19 protein-coding genes and 1 pseudogene are annotated in these 21,015 nt (G+C 38.8%); 3 read left to right on the top strand and 17 right to left on the bottom strand.

The window, feature by feature from the left end; translation table 11 throughout:
* Positions 1-74: 74 nt before the first annotated feature.
* The gene (locus LPB68_RS12690) at positions 75-1,550 is read right to left on the bottom strand and encodes a protein adenylyltransferase SelO (protein WP_068660635.1); all 1,476 of its coding nucleotides are present in this window, start codon (positions 1,548-1,550) and stop codon (positions 75-77) included.
* Between the two features lie 225 nt (positions 1,551-1,775).
* Here LPB68_RS12690 and LPB68_RS12685 point away from each other — a divergent pair, with 225 nt between their 5' ends.
* On the top strand, positions 1,776-2,807 hold the full coding sequence (locus LPB68_RS12685; protein WP_068660637.1) for a CdaR family transcriptional regulator: 1,032 nt from the start codon (positions 1,776-1,778) through the stop codon (positions 2,805-2,807).
* 41 nt (positions 2,808-2,848) lie between these two features.
* On the opposite strand, the gene LPB68_RS12680 is transcribed toward LPB68_RS12685, so the two are convergent.
* From LPB68_RS12680 to LPB68_RS12660, 6 genes are all read right to left on the bottom strand, one after another.
* Complete coding sequence (locus tag LPB68_RS12680; RefSeq protein WP_068660639.1) at positions 2,849-3,985, bottom strand: glycerate kinase family protein; 1,137 nt, start codon at positions 3,983-3,985, stop codon at positions 2,849-2,851.
* Positions 3,986-4,004: 19 nt separating this feature from the next.
* Entirely contained in the window at positions 4,005-5,303 is a 1,299-nt protein-coding gene (locus tag LPB68_RS12675) for a GntP family permease (protein ID WP_068660641.1), read from the bottom strand.
* A gap of 273 nt (positions 5,304-5,576) precedes the next feature.
* On the bottom strand, positions 5,577-5,705 hold the full coding sequence (locus LPB68_RS23895) for a stalk domain-containing protein (RefSeq protein ID WP_157756228.1): 129 nt from the start codon (positions 5,703-5,705) through the stop codon (positions 5,577-5,579).
* A 26-nt stretch (positions 5,706-5,731) separates the two neighbouring features.
* On the bottom strand, positions 5,732-7,723 hold the full coding sequence (locus LPB68_RS12670; RefSeq protein WP_068660643.1) for a beta propeller repeat protein: 1,992 nt from the start codon (positions 7,721-7,723) through the stop codon (positions 5,732-5,734).
* Positions 7,724-7,953: 230 nt separating this feature from the next.
* On the bottom strand, positions 7,954-8,238 hold the full coding sequence (locus tag LPB68_RS12665) for an alpha/beta-type small acid-soluble spore protein (protein ID WP_068660645.1): 285 nt from the start codon (positions 8,236-8,238) through the stop codon (positions 7,954-7,956).
* A 93-nt stretch (positions 8,239-8,331) separates the two neighbouring features.
* Positions 8,332-9,210 carry a LysR family transcriptional regulator gene (locus LPB68_RS12660; RefSeq protein ID WP_068660647.1) on the bottom strand — a complete coding sequence of 293 codons (879 nt, stop codon included), beginning with the start codon at positions 9,208-9,210 and terminating at the stop codon, positions 8,332-8,334.
* A 123-nt stretch (positions 9,211-9,333) separates the two neighbouring features.
* Here LPB68_RS12660 and LPB68_RS12655 point away from each other — a divergent pair, with 123 nt between their 5' ends.
* Positions 9,334-10,524: a coenzyme F420-0:L-glutamate ligase gene (locus LPB68_RS12655; RefSeq protein ID WP_068660649.1), complete on the top strand. Its 1,191-nt coding sequence runs from the start codon at positions 9,334-9,336 to the stop codon at positions 10,522-10,524.
* 141 nt (positions 10,525-10,665) lie between these two features.
* Here the strand turns inward: LPB68_RS12655 and LPB68_RS12650 are convergent, their stop codons facing one another.
* The 8 genes and pseudogenes from LPB68_RS12650 to LPB68_RS23420 form a co-directional block, all read right to left on the bottom strand.
* A complete protein-coding gene (locus LPB68_RS12650) occupies positions 10,666-11,118 on the bottom strand; it encodes a helix-turn-helix domain-containing protein (RefSeq protein ID WP_068660651.1) in 453 nt (150 codons plus the stop codon).
* Between the two features lie 276 nt (positions 11,119-11,394).
* Positions 11,395-12,894 (bottom strand): malate dehydrogenase (quinone), encoded by a 1,500-nt coding sequence (mqo, locus tag LPB68_RS12645; RefSeq protein ID WP_068660979.1) that lies wholly within the window; start codon positions 12,892-12,894, stop codon positions 11,395-11,397.
* A 324-nt stretch (positions 12,895-13,218) separates the two neighbouring features.
* Positions 13,219-14,319, bottom strand: a complete 1,101-nt coding sequence (locus LPB68_RS12640) for an ABC transporter permease (RefSeq protein WP_068660653.1) — start codon at positions 14,317-14,319, stop codon at positions 13,219-13,221.
* Positions 14,319-15,494: an ABC transporter permease gene (locus LPB68_RS12635; protein ID WP_068660654.1), complete on the bottom strand. Its 1,176-nt coding sequence runs from the start codon at positions 15,492-15,494 to the stop codon at positions 14,319-14,321. Before LPB68_RS12635 ends, LPB68_RS12640 begins: the two co-directional genes overlap by 1 nt.
* An 11-nt stretch (positions 15,495-15,505) precedes the next feature.
* Complete coding sequence (locus LPB68_RS12630; protein ID WP_068660656.1) at positions 15,506-16,438, bottom strand: ABC transporter ATP-binding protein; 933 nt, start codon at positions 16,436-16,438, stop codon at positions 15,506-15,508.
* Between the two features lie 124 nt (positions 16,439-16,562).
* Positions 16,563-17,195: a response regulator transcription factor gene (locus LPB68_RS12625; protein ID WP_068660658.1), complete on the bottom strand. Its 633-nt coding sequence runs from the start codon at positions 17,193-17,195 to the stop codon at positions 16,563-16,565.
* Positions 17,192-18,331, bottom strand: coding sequence for a sensor histidine kinase (locus LPB68_RS12620; protein ID WP_068660660.1), 1,140 nt, complete (start codon positions 18,329-18,331; stop codon positions 17,192-17,194). The genes LPB68_RS12625 and LPB68_RS12620 overlap by 4 nt, the downstream gene beginning before the upstream one ends.
* Positions 18,332-18,629: 298 nt before the next feature.
* Positions 18,630-18,774 (bottom strand): annotated as a pseudogene (locus tag LPB68_RS23420) (GNAT family N-acetyltransferase); the annotation flags it as partial.
* Between the two features lie 19 nt (positions 18,775-18,793).
* On the opposite strand from LPB68_RS23420, the gene LPB68_RS12615 reads away from it, so the two are divergent.
* Positions 18,794-19,027, top strand: a complete 234-nt coding sequence (locus LPB68_RS12615) for a recombinase family protein (RefSeq protein ID WP_068660662.1) — start codon at positions 18,794-18,796, stop codon at positions 19,025-19,027.
* A gap of 71 nt (positions 19,028-19,098) precedes the next feature.
* Here the strand turns inward: LPB68_RS12615 and LPB68_RS12610 are convergent, their stop codons facing one another.
* Both LPB68_RS12610 and LPB68_RS12605 read right to left on the bottom strand, forming a co-directional pair.
* Positions 19,099-20,010, bottom strand: a complete 912-nt coding sequence (locus tag LPB68_RS12610; protein WP_232510292.1) for a hypothetical protein — start codon at positions 20,008-20,010, stop codon at positions 19,099-19,101.
* A 112-nt stretch (positions 20,011-20,122) separates the two neighbouring features.
* Complete coding sequence (locus LPB68_RS12605) at positions 20,123-20,623, bottom strand: TetR/AcrR family transcriptional regulator (RefSeq protein WP_068660981.1); 501 nt, start codon at positions 20,621-20,623, stop codon at positions 20,123-20,125.
* Positions 20,624-21,015: the final 392 nt, after the last annotated feature.

The following is a 21,015-nucleotide window of genomic DNA, read 5'->3' as shown; positions in this document are numbered from 1 at the left end:
TTAATGTGCAAAAAAAAGCCATCTACTGTAGAGTTATATACCCTATAGCAGATGGAATACCAATAAATTCTATATCATGTTCCACAAAAAGTTCGATAAGAACAAGCGGACTCCTCAGGTAGTGTAGCATAAGCAACCTGTTCTGGTGAGTGAGCATAGGGATTAGCAAGAGCCTCAAGTAACTGCTCCATTACACTGTAATCTCCACTTTTTACAGCGGCTTCTAACGCTTCTTCTACCCGATGATTCCTTGGAATAATCGCAGGATTACTATTTCGCATCAATTGATGTACCGTATCTTTTGATTCATGCTGTCTGTCTAATCTCTCCTGCCATAACTTATACCATGAAGTGAATTCTGGGGTGCCTGACAGAACCGTATCCTCCACCTTATTAAAAGTTAATGCAAGGAAGGTATTGGTATAATCCGCAGAATACTTATGCATTATACTAAGAAGATCTTTGATAAGAGACTCATCTTGTTCTTCTACGTTATACATGCCAAGCTTCGCTCTCATCCCCGCCATCCATGTTTCATAATACAGCCTAGCGTATTCTTCTAAAGCACCCTGAGCTAGATCGACTGCTTCTGGTTGATTCTCATGGAGCAATGGCACTAGAGCATCCGCAAACCGTGCAAGATTCCAACCACCAATATACGGCTGATTTCCATAGGCATAGCGACCTTCCCGATCAATGGAACTAAATACCGTTGCAGGATCATATGAATCCATAAATGCACAAGGACCATAATCTATCGTTTCTCCACTAATAGCCATATTATCGGTATTCATGACTCCATGAATAAAGCCAACGAGTTGCCATTTAGCAATCAGCATAGCTTGACGCTTAATGACTTCATGAAGTAGAGAAAGATAACGATTCTCCACCTCTATAAGTTCTGGAAAATGTCGTTGTATTGTATAGTCTGCCAAAGCCTGAATATCCTCTTCACTGCCCCATTGTGAGACATATTCAAAAGTACCTACCCGCAAATGACTGGCAGCCACACGAGTAAGAACAGCACCTTCTAATTTAGTCTCACGAAATACCAACTCACCCGTTGTCACGACCGCGAGGCTACGAGTAGTCGGAATACCCAGTGCATACATGGCTTCACTAATGATGTATTCACGCAACATCGGTCCAAGTGTTGCTCGGCCATCACCTCGGCGGGAATATGGCGTTGGACCTGAACCTTTAAGCTGTACATCAAACCGCTCACCTTGAGGAGTGATTTGCTCACCTAACAGTACAGCTCGACCATCACCTAACATGGTGAAATGCGCGAATTGATGACCTGCATAAGCCTGAGCAAGAGGTGTGGCCCCAGCGGGAATCCGATTGCCAGCCAACTCTGCTACGCCTTCTTCACTTTGCAGCGCTTTAGCGTTCAATCCCATGGATGTTGCCAACTGCTCGTTGAATATGACTAGATTAGGTGATTTCACAGGCGTTGGATTAGCACTACTAAAGAACAATTGTGGCAGGCGAGCATAACTATTATCGATATTCCATCCTATTTCTAATATTTCATCTCTGTTTGTCATCGTGTATCCTTTCTTTTATTGTTTAAATTCAAAATAATTACTATCTGTAGGGTACACTTTCATTCACTAATTATACTCCTACTACACAAAAAGGTGGAAATAAATAACTACTCCAATTCAGCTATAATCATAGACCCGTAAAATAGTTATTGATATAATTTTACAAGTGATCTGTTGATTGAGGTACTTACACTATTGAGAAATGATTATGAAGGAGATCCAGCTATGTATGAGTTGACGCATCATCAGGCCCAAAATATTGTTGATAGAATGATGAAGGATATTCCCTATAATATTAATATTATGGATCACACAGGTATTATTATTGGCAGTGGAAATAATACGAGGATCGGTACGCTACATCATGGTGCGGTGAAAGCAATCAAACAAAGAAAAACTGTAGAGATTAACAATGATGAGGAGTTCGTGAAGAAGGGTATTAACTTACCCATCGAATTGAATGGCATTATTGTCGGAGTGGTCGGAATCAGCGGCGAAGTAAGAGAAACGAGGCCCTTCGGAAACCTTGTAAAGTCAGCTGTTATTTTATTAATTGATCATAGTATCGCATTGGAAAAAGAGAACTTAAAAAACAACTTGAAACAAGAGTTTTTTAACTTAATTATAAATTCGGACACCATCTATACAAGTGAATTAATAAATCAGGCATTAACCTATGGTATTCAGCTAACTAAGCCATCTCAAGTCATTTATGTGGAATCTCCTAATGAGATTACTCAGGAACTCACAAATAGCTTATCTTCTTTTAAAATATCCAAATATTCGCTATGTATAATCATTCAGGAAACGGATAAGATTGAAGCGACCCTGCAACAAACCATTGGAAATCAGTATCCGGATGCCTTCATCTCCATCAGTAATATGAATGACACAATTTCTAACGGACTTTTACAGGCCAAATCAGCTATGCGTGTACTGAAGGGTGTTTATTCCAACGAAAAAACGATCTACTATGCGAAATGTGAGTTCATCGTGGATATGGCAAATCTACTAAAAAATGATACTAGATTAGAACGGCTAGCTCTCTTACTTGAAAAAAATGAGGAATTGATAAAAACACTTCAACTTTACCTTAACTGTAATCTCAATGCTAATGATACCGCGAACAAACTAATGATCCACAGGAATACTTTAAACTACAGGTTAAACAAAATTCATAACATTACAGGCAAAGATCCCAAAGATATATTAGAGCTCACAGAACTCATTTTTATGCTGATTAATCGAATAAAATAAGAGGACATCCACATTAGACTAATGGGACGCCCTCTTGATGATTATTTTAACAATCTAGCAATACTTTCAGATGTACGGGCAACATTCTCCTTACCTTGCGCCAGGAGGGTATTAATATCTGCTGCTCCGGGAACAATTCCAAATATCGCATCAAATCCTTCATCGTACAAGCTTTCAATATCTTTGCCCACATAACCTGCCAAGGCGATCACTTTCATATTACTGTTAACACTTTTAGCTGCCTGGGCAACTCCGAAAGGTGCTTTACCGAATTTCGTCTGAAAATCGATACCCCCTTCTCCTGTAAAGCAGTAATCTACATTTTGCAGTTTTTCTTTCAATCCCGTATATTCGATTACAATTTCAATTCCCTTTTTCATTGTAGAGTTGGTAAAAGCGATTAGTCCGCCGCCAAGGCCGCCTGCACCACCTGCACCAGGTACATCCACAATGTCGATTCCAAGCTGTTGATTTATAACATTGCTGTAGTGTCTTAGATTTTCATCCAACAATGTAACCATCTCAGGAGTGGCTCCCTTTTGCGGACCAAAAACAACGGATGCGCCTCGTTCTCCACACAATGGATTGGTTACATCTGAAGCTACCAAGATATTAAGACTTTTTAATTGCGGAAGTACTTCCGTAGAATCGATCTTAACCAACTCATGTAGATTTCCTCCGCCAAGTTGTAACTCATTCCCTTGTTTATCCAGGAATTTATACCCCAGCGCTTTAGCCATCCCTGCACCTCCATCATTCGTTGCGCTTCCGCCAATACCTAGAATGATGTCAGTAATGCCTCTATCAATACAATCCTTAATTAATTCACCCGTTCCTAAGGTCGTCGTAATTAAAGGGTTTTTGGTTTCCTTCGTAACATGATGAATTCCACTGGCTGATGCCATTTCAATCACACCTGTTTTGCCATCTCCCAGAATACCGTAGGTGGCTAGAACCGGTGTGCCAAGTGGCCCGGTCACCTCTTTTTGTATCAAGGTACCACCTGTTGCATCTATCAATGACTGGACGGTGCCTTCACCACCATCAGCCATAGGGACATGAATACACTCCGCGTCTGGTATCGCTCTTTTAATACCCATTTCCATAGCTTCGCATACTTGTTTTGCCGTCATGCTTTCTTTAAACGAATCAGGAGCTAGCATAAATATTTTACTCATAAATGATTCCCCATTCCTTTTATAAGATAAATCCGAAAAGAACTACTGCGACTATAGCCATCGTTATGCCGACCATACTTTCAAACAGGACAACCTTCATTCGATCCTTCATGCTCATGCCCATCGCATTACGTGTCACGTGGAAGTAAGTTCCATGTGGTAAATGGTCAATTACCGTAGCACCGGTATGGGTCATAACTGCAGCTGATAGTGGGGCAACCCCTGTATTTAATATTGCAGTTGAGAATGAGCCCGTAGCCAAGATCGCACCTGTTGAAGTGGATGCTGTCGCTCCTGCCATCAATATGCCAGCTATAGGTGCAAGAAAGACTCCGGAAATGCCTGTTGCTTCTACAAGAGCAACAACTTCTGCTGGGAGGGTTGACGCTGTAATCAGTCCGCCAATGGCACCTGCACCAATAATAATCAAAATTGTTGGTGTCATTCGATTTAAACCGGCTGTACAATAATTCACTATTTCCTTTGTCTTACCTAATGCCAAGGAGCCAACTATGCCGGCAAATGGCAGAATAAACAAAGAGTCAATTTTAAGATTTGCGAGGAAATCAACGCCTAGCATCGAACCAACCGGGCTAATCATCAAAAGAACAATAGCGATTACCGGAGCTACTAGAGCTTTAGATAAAGGTGGGAGATTCGTGATACTGCTCTTTTCCAACTCTGCGGCTTCAAGATCCGTTACTTTAGTGCCTTTATACTTAATTAATGATGCAATGATAACCGCAACTGCTAATCCGAAAAGAGCAGGAACCATTCCGCCAATCATCACTTGGTTAACATCGAGTTGAAATCCGCCTGCAGCTGCAATGGTATTCGGGTTGGGAGAAATGATGTTACCCGCTTTCCCACCACCAGATAAAGCCACCAGCAAGGCAATCTTGGAATATCCCATTTTGTGGCCTACGGACAACGCGATTGGTGCAACAATCAATACGGCTACTGGAATAAATACCCCTACCGCTGTGATAACCATAGTAGCCAATGCAAGCGACAGCATGGCTTTCGTTCCACCGAGTTTATCAACAATAAATTTCGCGATGGTTCCCGCTGATCCAGATTCCATCATCACACCAGCAAATACACCGGCAGCGATAATCCGTATAACGGTACCTTGAACACTTTGTGTTCCGGAAATTAGGATGCTAATTACCTCTGAGAAATTAGCCCCTCCAATAAATCCACCGACAATTGCTCCTAGAATCAATGCATACGTTGGTGCCAGTTTAAACAAAATTAATGCGATAGCTAAAGCTAGTCCAGCTAAAGCGCCGATCCAGCTAATTTCTATTGCTGCCATTTCAAACCCTCCTAAGGTTGATCATGATGTTTTGTTATTTTTACAACTCCCATTTATCTTGAATACGTTTTCATTATATTTGCATTATGGCCTTTTAACAATTGATAATTCAATGAATATTATTGTGCATATGCACTAAATAAGACTGGATTTCTAACACAAGTATATTGCTAAAATGATTGACATAATACGTTCAATAGCATACAAACAAATGTAAAAAATACAGCCCCAATTTGACAAGGGGCTGCATTTTTTTGTAGCAAATATGATATCTTAAGCATTACCTTCTTTTGCGAAGGTAACACTTTTTATTGTGGGATCCCAAGCGATTTTGTAATCTAGGGCTGCTCCAATAATTTTCAGTGGTACATACGGTTTACCCAGTTCCTTCGAAGTCGTCAACTCTTCTCCATTTATATGAATAACAATTAAATCCCTAATTGCAATTCATCTGTATACATTATCTGCCCATATGCACCTACGAATATATATTTCCCATATGCTTCAATGCCATCTAACATCATTTCATTACCGAAAATTTCTTGGCCTGAATACTTGTCTGGAATAGCAACCTCCTTCCACTGAAGGCCATCTTTTGATGTGTAATAAGCATTATAGGTTGTATAATCTCCATTCACCTCTTGTAGCGAATCATTGAAAGCAAAGAAGTATCCATCAAAAGACTTAACAAATTCGAATCTATCGTTATCGTCTAGATTCACATTAGCTTTGCTCCACTGCTTACCATCCTTCGATATCCACATTATCGATGAATTATACGGATAGTATGCAATATAACGTTCTCCGTTCCAGCCTAGCTCTGCTACGATTACATCTAGCTTTGCTAGCATAGACCAGTCTCTTCCATTCTTCGTCTGCATAATTTTGGTATACTGATTACCGTTGTTATATACCTGGAATGTAGCAATCACTCGTTCTCCATCCCACACCATTGAGGTAAGCCAATTATCGCTTACGCTATTTACTTTAGTCCAGGAAAGTCCGTCCTTAGAAGTATATACTCCATTCACTTGATCAGATGCAACAAAAAACTTCCCTGTCCATAATATATCTCTTAAGCTCCCATATTCGCTGCTGAAGCTAACTTTAGCCTTTTTCCAGCTGATTCCGTTAGAGGATACGTAGACTCCACCGTTACCAACGGCTACAAATTTGTTGGCACCCCATGCAACATCAAACAGATTAGTTCTACCTATACGTTCATCAGATGTGAAAGGATTAGCACTATGCCAATTCACTCCATTGTCTGTGTATACAATGCTTGCTTGCAGACCCACAGCTACTGTTCTTTTACCATTCGTAGCAATCCCACCGAAGTCGCCACCCATAGATGTACCCGCTAACTTATAACTCCAGTTAATCCCATCTTTCGTATAGATGGCGTAAGTACCATCAGCGATTTGGCTTTGCAACTTATTCGAACCTATCCCTGCAAATCCGCCATCAACAGGGTACATAGCATAGATATTCACTTGTAGATTGGAAGGATCATACTTCTTCCAAGTCACCCCATCGGTAGAGGTGTAAGACCAATTTTTATTGCTTTCATCAGTTCCAACAGTAATATAGACTTTCCCATTTGTTACAATGGAGCTCAAACGGACATTAGCTGGTGATTTACTTTGTTTCGTCCAACTTACCCCATCCTTCGAAGTATAAATTCCGTTACCAACTCCTAAGTAATGATCCTTAACCCATACCATATCGTTGATACTGGCTTTAGAGTCAAGGGCCTTGCCTGTCCATTTCAAACCGTCCTTTGAAGTGTAAACCTTCTTTTCTTCATAGCCATAAATAAAGTATGTATCGTTCACATATTGAATCGGATGCGAGCCATACTGAACCTCAAGTGTAAGGGTTTGAGTCCAATTCTCCCCGTCGCTGGATGTGAACACATGTTCTCGACCTACAGCAACAAATTTATTATTGCCCCAGACAAGATAATGGATCGCTTCACCCAGGTCAAAATTGACCCTTTTCCACTGTAGCCCATCGGTGGAAATAAAAGCCTCCGATGTTGCATGATTGGCTGCATTTTCATACTCCGTGTTTGCACCAAACATAACATATTTTGTTCCATCCCAAGCGATGGTTGTCAGTTGATAATTACCGAACTTCGACAATGCCTTCCAATTCCGTCCGTCCGTTGACCTCATTACACTTCCGTAAGGGCCTACCGCGATATATTCCCCATTCCCTTTTGCATAAGCGTAAGGCGGATTGGAACTATAGGATGAATCTAGCGTCCATCCTTCACCGATAGAGGTGGGTGACTCCTTCAATGTGATTGAGTCAATGCTTTCATAAGAAGATGCCGCAGATACTTCTGATTGCACGGTTAGAACAGTGCATACTAACGTAAAACAAATAATAATTGCTATTGCCTTTTTGAGCTTCATGATGTCCTCCTAGTTGTTTTCTTATGATGTCTTATTTCTATCCTAGTATATCTCACTAGTGTAACAATCTGAAGTAAGGCTTTTATTATATTGGCATAAGATATTACCCATATAATAGGAAATACAAAAAAGCCTAACCGAGACAACCGGGCTCCCTTGAAGGGTTGCGCTTGTCTTTAGTTAGACTGTTCGCAGAATATGAGATAGCTGATTTCGCTGTCTTAGAATTCTTATGGTTGCTCCTTGTTCACTAATTGCTCTTGGGCAAGACGGATCATTTCCCGAACCATGGTCCCTCCAATTTTACCGCCGATATGACCCACCGATTCAGTAGTCAGACCTCCATTGTCACCTTGCTTTAGTGGTACGCCAAGTTCATTAGCTACTTCATATTTCACATCGTCAGGTCGATTCGGATCAACGGCATATCCTTCGCGCTTCATTACATCTGCTTTGAAAGCTTGCATTCCCTCTTCCACGCCTGGCACAACATATCTTCTCTTTCTTCTTGCCATTCTGATGCACTCCCTTGATGTTTTTTTTCATAACATGCCCAGAGGTACAAATATTCATCCCACTGCCTACTGTTAGGTCCACTAATTACCATTTTAATAGATACTATCTACAAATTTCTTCGCAGCACGTGATAACGGAACACTTTTTAAATAACATATCCCAATACTTCTTGGGGGAATGTTCTCTTCTAGCATTACCTCGTATAAATCTCCTCTTTCTAAATAATCTTTCGAGAATTCTTTTATGACACACGAAATACCTAAGTTTATTCTAGTAAATTCTAATAGTAGATCATGTGATCCAAGTTCAAACATAGGTGAAACATGTAAACCTCTCTTTTTCAAGAAATTCTCCACAACCATTCGTGAATTTGATTTCTTTTCTAGGAATATTAGTGGCATTTTCATTAGAGATTCTAAACTGATTGGTTTTGATGTTATTGTTTTGTATTTTTCTCCACAGACAAAGATATCTTGAATTTCCTTACAGGGTATGACTTCAAGATATTCATCATTGAATGGTAAATTACATATCCCAACATCCGCTTTCCCGGATTTAATAAAAGCACAGATTTCTGTTGTTGTTCCATTTAGTATATTTAATTTAATTCCAGGGTACTTGAGATGAAACTCTTCCAGATAGGGTAATAAAAAATAGCGAGAGATTGTATCGCCAACTCCGATACGCAATTGTCCTGTCTTTAATCCTTTTACTTCTATTAGTTTATCTTCCGCAACATTGATGATCCCTAAGGCAGAGTTAACATGCTCATTTAACAATTCCCCTTCATTTGTTAATACAATTCCCTTTGGCGTTCGATAAAAAAGCTGAATTTCTAATTCTTTCTCCAACTTCGAGATCGCTTGACTAACAGCTGATTGTGTCATATATAATTCCTGTGCAGCTTTAGAAAAACTTTTATTCTGACTAACGATGTTAAATATCCGGTATACATCCAATTTCGCAATCACATAAGCTCTCCTTATATTAGATATTATAAATATTAATTTTACTTATATCACTTTAGAGGGGTATAGTAAACTTATAGTGTTTAATTTCTAGTTCATACTTGTATATAGATAGGAGCGATTATATTGGAAAGAGTAGTTGGAACAGTAGTTCGTGGTCTTCGAGGTCCAATCATTCACAAAGGGGATAACATCGAAGAAATTGTTGTTAATACTGTATTAAATGCAGCCAAGAATGAAGGTTATACGATCGAGGATCGTGACGTTGTCACCGTAACAGAATCAATTGTAGCTCGCGCACAAGGAAACTATGCGACAATTGACGATATTGCATCAGATGTAAAGGCAAAATTCGGTGATGAAACAGTTGGTGTTATTTTCCCAATTCTAAGTCGTAACCGATTTGCAAATTGCTTACGTGGTATTGCCAAAGGGGCAAAGAGTGTAGTCCTAATGTTAAGTTATCCTTCTGACGAAGTTGGTAACCACCTTGTAGACATCGATGAACTGGATGCTAAAGGTATAAATCCATGGACCGATGTTTTATCTGAAGCTGAATTCCGTGAGCATTTCGGTTATATCAAACATCCATTCACAGGTGTTGACTATATCGGATATTATAAGGAATTAATCGAAGCTGAAGGTGTAACTTGCCAGGTTGTCTTCTCTAACCATCCTAAAACAATTTTAGACTATACAAAAAATGTATTAACTTGTGATATTCACTCTCGCTTCCGTACAAAACGGATCCTAAAAAATAATGGTGCAGAAAAAGTATACGGACTCGATGATATCCTTACAGAGTCAATTAACGGTAGTGGCTTTAACGAAGCTTATGGGCTACTTGGATCCAATAAAGCAACGGAAGATAGCATAAAATTATTTCCAAACAACTGCCAACCCGTAGTTGACGGTATTCAAGCAAAACTTAAAGAAGTTACTGGAAAAACAGTTGAAGTCATGATTTATGGCGATGGCGCATTCAAAGATCCAGTAGGTAAAATTTGGGAGCTTGCGGATCCTGTTGTATCACCCGCTTACACTCAAGGTCTTGACGGTACACCTAATGAAGTGAAATTGAAATATTTAGCAGATAACAACTTCTCTCATCTTGATGGAGAAGAGTTGAAACAAGCCATTTCTCAATATATTCAGAATAAAAGTGATGACCTAGTTGGTGCAATGGAAGCGCAGGGTACTACCCCTCGTAGACTAACGGACCTCATTGGCTCATTATCAGATTTAACTTCTGGAAGTGGGGACAAAGGAACACCAATTGTCTATATCCAAGGTTACTTCGATAACTATACGAAATAAAAATTTATCAAGTGAAACTTATAAGTTCTTATAATTCCAAAAAGAGATGTCTCCTAAATCAAGGTGACATCCCTTTTTAATTACATCTTTTAAAAATCGACACCATGAATTCCATTGAGGCAAAAAATTTTACAGATAAAATTAAATATATTTATTTTTCAATTGATCACTGCCAATGCCACCCATTACCATTAAAATTAGTGGTAAAAAATTGGTGACTACTTTCGGTAAACCTTCTAGTATAAGAATATTTGTACCAACAAAGTGATTTAAAGCGATAATGATTATTTTTGAAACTAATAAAAATGTACCTAATAAAAACACACTATCAAACAAAACCTTCCACTTTGGATATGCTAATTGCTTACCATCTTGAATTACTTTCTCTTTCAACTCTTCATCACTCCTTAGTAGTTCATCTATAGTAATACCAAATAAATCACTCAAATCGATGATTACCTCAATATTGGGATAGTTTTTGCCTGTCTCCCATTTGGAAACTGACTGGCGACTAACATGAATCTTTTCAGCAAGCTCTGTTTGTGACCAGCCATTTTTTTCTCTTTCTCTTTTTAAACGTTCACTAAAAATCATATCTCTCAACGCCTCTCCATATAATTTCATTATTAAAGAAGTATGTAGTTAAAGTAAAGCTAGTTCTAAGTGCATCAGGGTGCAACCTCTAGTTGCACCTAAAAATTCCCCACATATATTTGATAATTTCCACTAAAACCAGCCCTGTCCTTTCTTGCTCATCTCTTTGTCTGGCCCGCTCAATTTTTCAAAAAAAAAAGAATCTTCAATCTATAGATAGATCAAAGATTCTACGTTTTATTGTTTTCATTTAGTATTTTTTCTATATCCAAAGAATTAACTATAAACCAATTCTTTTGCACTTAGCATAAGCGACTCTGCTATTAAAGTTTGAATTTCATGCAGAAGCTCTGGATTCTCCAAAAGTGACAAGCCATAAGAAGGAATCATTTCTTTTATTTTCGGTTCCCATTCTTTTATATGTTCTGGGAAGCATCTTTCAAGTACCTCAAGCATAACGTGAACAGCAGTAGAAGCACCTGGAGAAGCACCAAGTAATGCTGCAATCGAGCCATCATCAGCACAAATAACTTCCGTACCAAATTGAAGTGTACCTTTACCACCAGCTTCAGTATCTTTGATAACCTGCACACGTTGGCCCGCTACTACTAAGTCCCAATCCTCGCCTTTGGCGCTCGGGATGAACTCTCGTAACTCTTCTAGGCGCTTCTCTTTCGATAACATCACTTGCTCGATCAAGTATTTGGTCAGAGACAAGTTTTTGGCGCCTCCTGCGAGCATCGTTACAACATTACTCGGGTTTATAGAAGTAATCAAATCAAACATAGAACCAGATTTCAGAAACTTTGGTGAGAAGCCGGCAAACGGTCCAAATAGCAACGATTTTTTATTATCAATAAATCTAGTATCAAGATGCGGAACAGACATTGGAGGTGCTCCCACCTTAGCTTTGCCATATACTTTTGCATGATGCTGTTCTACAACATTTGGATTATTGCACACCATAAATATTCCGCTTACCGGGAATCCACCAATATGTTTCCCTTCAGGGATACCGGATTTTTGCAGTAAATGAAGGCTTCCTCCCCCACCTCCGATAAAGACGAATTTAGCAGTGTGGCGTTCGACGGCACCGCTGGCGTTTCTTATTTTCAATTCCCACGAACTATCACTATTACGTTTCATATTATCAACTTTATGGTTGTAATGAATATCAACATTGTTATTCTTTAAGTGGTCAAACAACAATCGCGTTAAAGCGCCAAAGTTAACATCCGTACCAGAGTTAATTTTTGTTGCCGCTATAGGCTCATTCGATAGACGATCTCGTATAATAAGCGGGATCCATTCCATCAGTTTCCCAGGATCATCGGAAAATTCCATCCCTTGAAACAGAGGATTATTTGACATCGCTTCAAAACGTTTCTTTAAAAAAGTTACATTTTGTTCCCCTAGTACCATACTCATATGAGGTAATAGCATAATAAAGTCCTGTGGATTACTAATCAGTTTGCTGTTTACAAGATAAGACCAAAACTGCATGGATAGCTGAAACTGTTCATTAATATGGATAGCTTTGCTAATATCTATAGATCCGTCTGGCTTTTCGACAGTGTAGTTAAGCTCGCACAATGCCGCATGTCCTGTTCCTGCATTATTCCATTCGTTGGTGCTTTCCTCACCTGCATTTTCAAGTTTCTCGAATACTTTAATTTCCCATTCTGGTACTAATTCTTTCAGAAATGTCCCTAAAGTCGCACTCATGATTCCTGCACCAATTAAGATAACGTCTGATTTAGTCTCTCTATTGTTCATTATAACCATCCTCTCACCCTGAAGTTTACAGAAGGGATGTAAGCGCTCCCGATTAGCCATCGCACCAAGCCAAGGCACGTTCTGTAACACACCTTTTCTATCTCAATTATAACCATATTATGGTGCGTTACAATTACTTATAGATTAAAATATATACTATTATCTGATAATTTTAAATCCGGTAATTAGTGGGGCTCCATCCATCAGTTCCTGGAAACACAAAAAAACAAGACTTAATCTAGATTTTTGCTAGAATTAAGTCTTGAAATTGCCGAAAAAATGAAAATAGCAGAACCCCAAAAGCGGGATCTACTATTTTCATTGTCATCTTTTACTTCGCTCTACCAAATTGACTCCTACACCCATGCACACAACACCAATCAATAGCATGATGGAACAAGACAAAGCAATGTCACTCCAACCTGCATTATACAGAGTAACATCCAACATCGCATCCACTGCGTGAGACAATGGGAAAATGTCTCCAATAAACACAAGGATAGGGTTGCTGATTGAACCTGGCGCCATATATACTCCACTGATGACCGGAATAATCGGAACAATAGAAGAAAATATCATATTAAACTTTTCCGGTGTTTTGGCGATTCCAGTAAATAACATTGCCAAACTAACCATACTTAATGTATACACAGCAGCTATGGTTAGTATCATCTGGAAATTACCTAAGTCGTAGTCCATTACATACTCAAAGATGAGAAAAACAATCAGCATTTGAAAGAAACCAACACAAAAACTATAAAACAAATGTCCTACATACATAGCTGTCTTACTTACTGGTGAGAGGATCAATCGGTTCCATACACCATTCACCTTATCCGCAGTGATCCCATTCACTTTAAATCCAATAGTAAACATCACGATAAATAGAGTAAATCCAAATAGGAGTTGGATTCCCATATTATGATTCGGAATTTCTCCCCCATTAAGTGATTGTGTTTGAACCTTTAATGGTGGATTTTCCAAATAAATTTCTACTTCATTTCTTAATTTAGCCGTATTCTCTGTACCTGCCGCCGCTGCAAGCTGTGCTTCTTGAGCAAATACTTTATGAACTTGTTGCTCGACAAGTTGTATGTTAACCATATTAGATGATGTAATTAAGCGATAATCCTTTTCCAACAAGAGAATTGCCACATCGCTTCTTCCTTCTGCAACTTCCTCACGCGCTTTCCCTTCTTCTGTAATCACAAATTTAATTGCATCACTATCATTTAATAAATCCACCCATTTTTCTTCAATTTCCTCAGCGCTGGGTCCGGAACTAAAAATTGCAACAGAGGTCTGTGTATATTGCGATGTATCACCAAATATAACCGTCGCCAGAATACTTAGCCCAATAAATAATATAATGGTGAACGGTTTCCGCTTATCCTTCAGCCATTGTGCCATAAAAACTGGGAGCATTAGATCCTCCCCCTTCTAGGAAAGAATGAAATACCCATTACAATAAAGACAATGAAATATCCGATAAGGATGCTGCATGGTAAAATTAAATCGAGCGGATTAGCGAACTGAATCCATTCAATCAGTGCTGTCTGTGTTAGTCCATTCGGTATCCATTCTCCAATATTCTGAATCAACTCCGGAAATCCCTGAATCGGAAAGAAGCTGCCGCCAAGGACACCCAACACCATAATAATCAGTGTAAATAGTCCACTTGCTGCATTTAAATCATTTAGGTTTAAGGTGATTGTTGTAAATATCGCAGAGAGCCCGGCAACGGTTAAGGCAAACGCAGTGATCATTAGAATTAATCCAAGCCAAAATACTGCTGATTTCCCAGGAAACACATCTAGCAACAATTGAGTAAGTGTAAATGTAATCATCATCTGTACCCAGGTCAGCCAAAAGGTGGAAAGTGTTTTTCCCATTAAATAATGTAAAGGATGGCTATTCGTCAATATAATCCGATTAAACACGCGTTCTCGCTTCTCTGTGACTGTTTTCATCGCCACCGTCTGTGCCATAAACAATGCGAAAAGTGTACTAATAGCTATTGTAAAATATTGTGAAGGACTATATGTCTCAACCCCTTCTACGACTTCTCTTCCCCCTTGCGGCAATTCTGGTTCTGTTCTTCCAACCCCAGCTGTTTGACCTAGTGCAAACTGCAAATTAAGGGTGTTGATGAAATTATCAATGATATCTTGAAGTGCAGTAACCTCCAATGATTGCTCCTCTGCTTGAATCGTTAATGTACTTCCCGCTTCCTCACCTAGCACCTGCGAAGATAGCCTCTCATACGTGAAATCTTCAGGAACCCTAATGATGGCATCCAACTCACCATTCTCCAATAATTCCGTTGCTTCCACTTCACTTAATTCCTGTGCGTTAACCCATTGCTTCAATTCCGGATCACTAAACAAATCGTGGACAAGACTATGTTCCAACCCGATAGACTCATCATTTTCCTGCACAATGGCCACGTCTATATTTATAGAAGCTCCATCTTTATTGAATAGACCAGAAAAGGCAAAGTTTAATACAACAATAAGTACAATCGGTAATAACAACGCCATTAGAATCTCTTTACGATCTCTCCAGAACACCAATACGTCTTTTTTGAAAAAAGAACCCATTCCCATTCCTCCTAATCTCTCAACGTTTTTCCAGTCAAATGTAGAAATACATCTTCAAGACTAGGTACTTCCATTTGGAAGTGAGTAATCTGGCTGCCTATTTTTTCTGAGGCATGGACTAAGTCACCTAAGAGGTTACTTCCCTTTTTAGATATGATTCGAATACCATCACTAGCCTCATCAACTCGACGTACACATTCCATTGATTTTATAGTTTCTATTAATGAATCACTTGTTTTGCTAAGCTGCACATGTATGGTATCTTCACTAGATAAAATACTTAGTAGCTCAGATTTACTGCCAGATGCTATCACCTTGCCATGGTCCATGATGTAGACACGATTACATAGTTGCTCTACTTCCTCCATATAGTGGCTTGTATAAAGAATAGTTGTTCCGTATTCCTTATTTAAGTTGCGAACGGTTTCTAGAATATGATTTCTTGATTGTGGATCAATGCCGACAGTTGGTTCATCAAGAATGAGGATCTTGGGTTGATGCAATAATGCTGCTGCAATGTTCACTCTTCTCTTCATGCCGCCGGAAAATGTTTTAACAAGCTCCTTCTGCCGATCTCTCAATCCCACCATTTCAAGCACTTCTTGGATTTGTTTCTCTAATACCTGCTTTTTAACCTTGTAAATTTTCCCGAAAAACGCCAGATTTTCATATGCCGAAAGCTCCTCATATAAGGCAATTTCCTGTGGAACAACACCCAGAACCTTTCTGATTTCAGATGGATCTTGTATGATGCTTTTCCCATTAAGCTTCACATCACCTGATGTTGGTTTTAGCAAAGACGAGATCATGGAAATAGTCGTTGATTTCCCAGCTCCATTGGGCCCAAGCAATCCAACAGACTCACCCTCGTCTAAATAGAAATCAATCTCATCAACCACTCTTTTTTCCTTATATACTTTACTCAATTTTATCGTTTCGAGCATGATTTCACCTTCCTTCATTTGAATATTTATCTGTTGTTAATGTACAAAAAAAGGAACAGCGTTGCCACTGTCCTCAGTCACGAAGTTCGGTTTTATCCATTACTTCAATCATTTCTTTATACCTTTATACTAGATCATGACGAATCGCATAGATTGCCAACTGTGTCCGATCCCTTAAATCTAATTTATTCAAAATTTGACTCGTGTTATTTTTTACGGTTCCAACCGATATGGCTAATCTTTCTGCGATTTCTCCATTGCTGAGACCTTCTCCAATACATGTCAATATTTCCTTTTCCCTTGGAGTTAACGAAGGGTCAGCCTCATTCTTTTCCCCTTGTTTCATTAAGATGGGTATCACCTTCGCAGCCACATGATCCTCAATCGACAATCCTCCAGTTAAAGCGCTTCGGATGGAGCGGAGCAAGGCATCTGTATCTCCGGTTTTCAAAATGTACCCACTGACTCCTATTCTTAACGTCTCAAGTACATATTGATTATCATCAAACGTCGTTAATATGATTATTTTCATTCTCGGCCAGCGGGATTGAATGACTTTAGCAGCTTCAATTCCGTCCATGACAGGCATGCGAATATCCAAGATGACAACATCAAACGCTTGTTTTTCACAAAGAAGGATCGCTTCCTTGCCATTGTCCGCTTCCCCTGCCACCTTCATTTCCTTATCCGACTCAATCATCAGCTTTAATCCTTGCCTGACCATCACCTGGTCTTCAGCCAGTAATATCCGAATCATCCTAATCCCCCATACCCAATTCTTAAAAAGCCACTTACAATAAATTGCTCCTCTGTTTTATAAACATCCAAATTCCCGCCTAATTTCTCTAACCGCTCCCGCATAGAAGTAAGCCCAAACCCTTCCTGATATCGATTGTTATCTGTCACTGGATTACTTATTTCAAAACGGAAAATGCTTCCTCCTGGTGCTTCGAACATAATCTCTGCTTCCCTTGTATGACTATGCTTCATTATATTCGTTAAAGCCTCTTGTACAGATCGGTAGATGACGAAAGACTGTTCACCCGTCAGCGGTGCTGTAAAAGCACCATGTTTTACAGAAAAGTGAATACGCATATAATTTTCCATTTCCAATTTACGTATTAACCGCAAAATTCCTGGCAGCCCACCCGGTTCATTCGTTTTTATGGATCTCACTGCACTTCTTGTCTCTTCCAAGCTGGCGCTTGCTAGCTCCTTCAACGATTGAACTTGAGATTTGTCTTGTTCGGAAGCATGGATACGAAATACTTCCAACTGCATAAGCAAAGCAGTAAGCTTATGACCTACAGAATCATGTATTTCGTGGGCAATTAACATGCGCTCCTCTTGTCTCGTTAAGGCTTCCTCTGAAACAATACGTCTCTTCATATTTCGATATTCATTCAGAAGCGTATCATATCTAACTTCGAGATCATCTGTATGATCCTTTGTTTTTTTATAATAAACCATTGCAGTAAACAGGATGCTCATATAGATAACAATACATATTTGAATGATTGGTAACAAATCCGATCTTAAATTAGCTGTGATTAACCCTGTAGCAATGATTCCCCCCAGCACCAAGCTGTAACGTAATGACAAGCGATATAGCCCTTCTCCAATCAGCAGCGTTAATATGAGAATAATATAGGGGTTAAATCCTCTATTAACATCAGGGAAAAATGTAGCGATTGCGATAATTGCATTTATACATAGTAGTGATAGTGTCATTTTGGGTTTACGTTTGACTAACGGTAGGAAGAAGAAAATTGCAAAGTACAGTGCCGTCCCAAACAAGACTACTGCCATTTCCTCTATACTTTGGTTGAAATAAATAAGGGAAAATAGCCAAATGATGACGTTAAATAAGAGCCATAACCAGTAAGTCATCATGACACTCCTCCTTTTTCTTTATTTTACAATAAATAAAATTAGTGAGTAGGATAATTCAAACATTCGCTATATATTTATATCCTTGAAGAGCTTGTTCGTGTCTTACCCGAACAAATACGTGAAGATACTCGAAAATATTTTTCGAAAAGCGGCATATAAAATAAACCTCTCGTGAAATTCCTTATTTAAGAGGAACTTATAGAGGTTTATTAATTCATTCAAGAAAAACGTATCTTTCAATTGTCTATTGACAGCTACAACAAATCCTCAACTAACCTGCCGCTTTAGTTCAATAATACTAAAGATTTCTTATTTCTAACCATTCATCTTCTATAATACTCATTTCATACAAGTTCCAATATTCATCATCATTTTTTTCTTGAATCCCTTAGTAATCCCTCTTTGGTAAAACCCGCCTTTTCATAACAAGTGAGCGTGGAAGAACGAATTGACTTCCAAAACATGTTACATGATATTTCAAAAGATAGTGATATTTATAAGGTTCTTGTATGGAAGTTAAGTCGCCAAACTCGAAAATTATCACATCTGCTTAATATCGTGGACATATTAGAACAATATAATACTGGTCTTATCTTGACAAACGATGGTCTTGATCCGCTTGTCGACTTGGTATGCGACAAAGAGCAAGAGAAGGAAGCAGTGAAACCCGTTATTAACAAAGTGAAAATACTATGAAAATCAAATTGTAACATCTCCTAATAATTTGGACTTTAAGCTCAATGCTGATGCCGTTTATTGTCAAAAGGTCAGTTCCCTAATTTTTTACTATAAGAAAATGAATGATATGTTCTCTTTTTCCTTATGAAAAGTGCAGCAGCAGTAATTGCTGTTCCAAACCACACGAGCATCAGTAGGCTCGCTAGGATGGGTAATGCCGTTAGTTCAAAGACAGTGCGCCCTAATGCCGTTTGGAAACCGATCAATAGTATCGATAGCATCCAAGCGATACTGCCATAATGGATCAACAATTTTTTAAAACGTTCATTTACTTGAGTTTTTTCAAAAAGCAACCCTGGTAGGATTAAGGTTTGTAAAGCATGAAATCCAATTCCATGTAGGACGATTAGATTTCCGTCAGCCCCTGTAGAACGGTTTTGGAGCAAAATCATCCATATACCAGCAAGATTGGCTAGTAGGATCGATAGAAAGGCATAACGAATCCCCATTAGTAGAAATGGCCGTTCATAAGGAGGTTTCATTCTAAAAAACTGTATCATAAGAATGACGGCTAAGGAGACAAGCACTAAAGAAACAGCTCCAAATAGAATTCCTCCGATCATATCGATGATTGTTCCTTCACGAGAAAATCTTGGATTCAAACCTCGGAAGTTTTGAACCGTTTCAATGGCATAAGAATATAAGGCTGCTGTGATATAAAACCACCGCATCGTTTTCCTTTTCCGAGTTCCAAGCTTTGCAAAAGGTAAAATTACAGCGATGGAAAGGATAAACATGCCGATTCCTGCATTAAATGAGAAAGCATCGCCCATATTGCCTTCAGGTAAAATTATCTTACCTTGAAAAAAGATATAAAGTGCAATTCCTGCTGAGAGGATAAATCCGAAAATACCTGTGGCTACAAGCCCTTTTTCTTTTTCAACTACCTTGATTAAGGGTTCCACAATATCAGTTCGAACAGCTTTCATAAAATTTGACATGAATAATACCTTCTTCCGATTATTTATTTATCAATCAATAAATATCTGGGTAAAAAAAAGCAAATTATCTTTGCTTCCTCTTTTTTTAAACCTCTCAATCCACATGATCGACTCAACAAAGTAATTCTGGTAAATTCAGTACCTCTGCAAGCGTAATAAGTAAACCTGTGGCAATAAAATGAGATGCTGTCCCTTTTGCATTAGGAACTCCCGCTTTTTCCATTTTCAAAGCAAGAGATTCAAAAATGTTAAGGTACAACTTTCGAACATGTTCTCGAATACTGACCTCTGAAACGGTATATGCTTGCATAACCATCAACACCTCATCACGATGAGTTTGGATAATCTGACTAAACCCATGACCCATCGTTTCGATTAACTGATCAGCAGGTGCTTCAACTTCTGAAAATGTGTCATATATGCGACTAAAAGCATGCTCAAGAACCGCCTTGAACAATTCTTCCTTGTTTTCAAAAAAATGAAACACATAGGGCTGCGTAACTCCTGCAGCCTTTGCCACCATCGCAGTCGTTGATTTATAATACCCCGTCTTAGCGAAAACACTTACAGCATTTTCGATAATAAGTTCTCTTTTATCTTCCCGAACTGCCAATTCAACCATCCTTTTATCTTTTATTTATTGATTAATAAATAAATCATAATGAGCAAGGTTCTTTTTGTCAATAGTATCTTACTCTAATATAGTCTTGTCTTCAAAGGCAAATGTCTTTTGACACCCATTAATTAACCTAGAATCTCTTCTAGAATAATAACCCTCCCTTAATCTAATCATATAATAATTCTTCACGGTACCTTGTGGTTTTAGAACATAAGCTTGTGATCCCAAACAAGACACCTCTTTTCAGTGTCTTGTTTACTTTAAAAAACCTCTCATTCCATTTCCAATCATTATTTTCCACAAAGAGAAAGGCCCGACGTCGCTATAGTCGAGCCTTTCTTTGGAGTCTTCGCTTCCTGATGCTCTTTACTCCGATCACGGGACGA

It is taken from the genome of Paenibacillus crassostreae, assembly GCF_001857945.1.
GTDB lineage: Bacteria > Bacillota > Bacilli > Paenibacillales > Paenibacillaceae > Paenibacillus_AQ > Paenibacillus_AQ crassostreae.
Note: the sequence above shows the minus strand (reverse complement) of the source record. Positions and strands in the feature narration are given on the sequence as shown.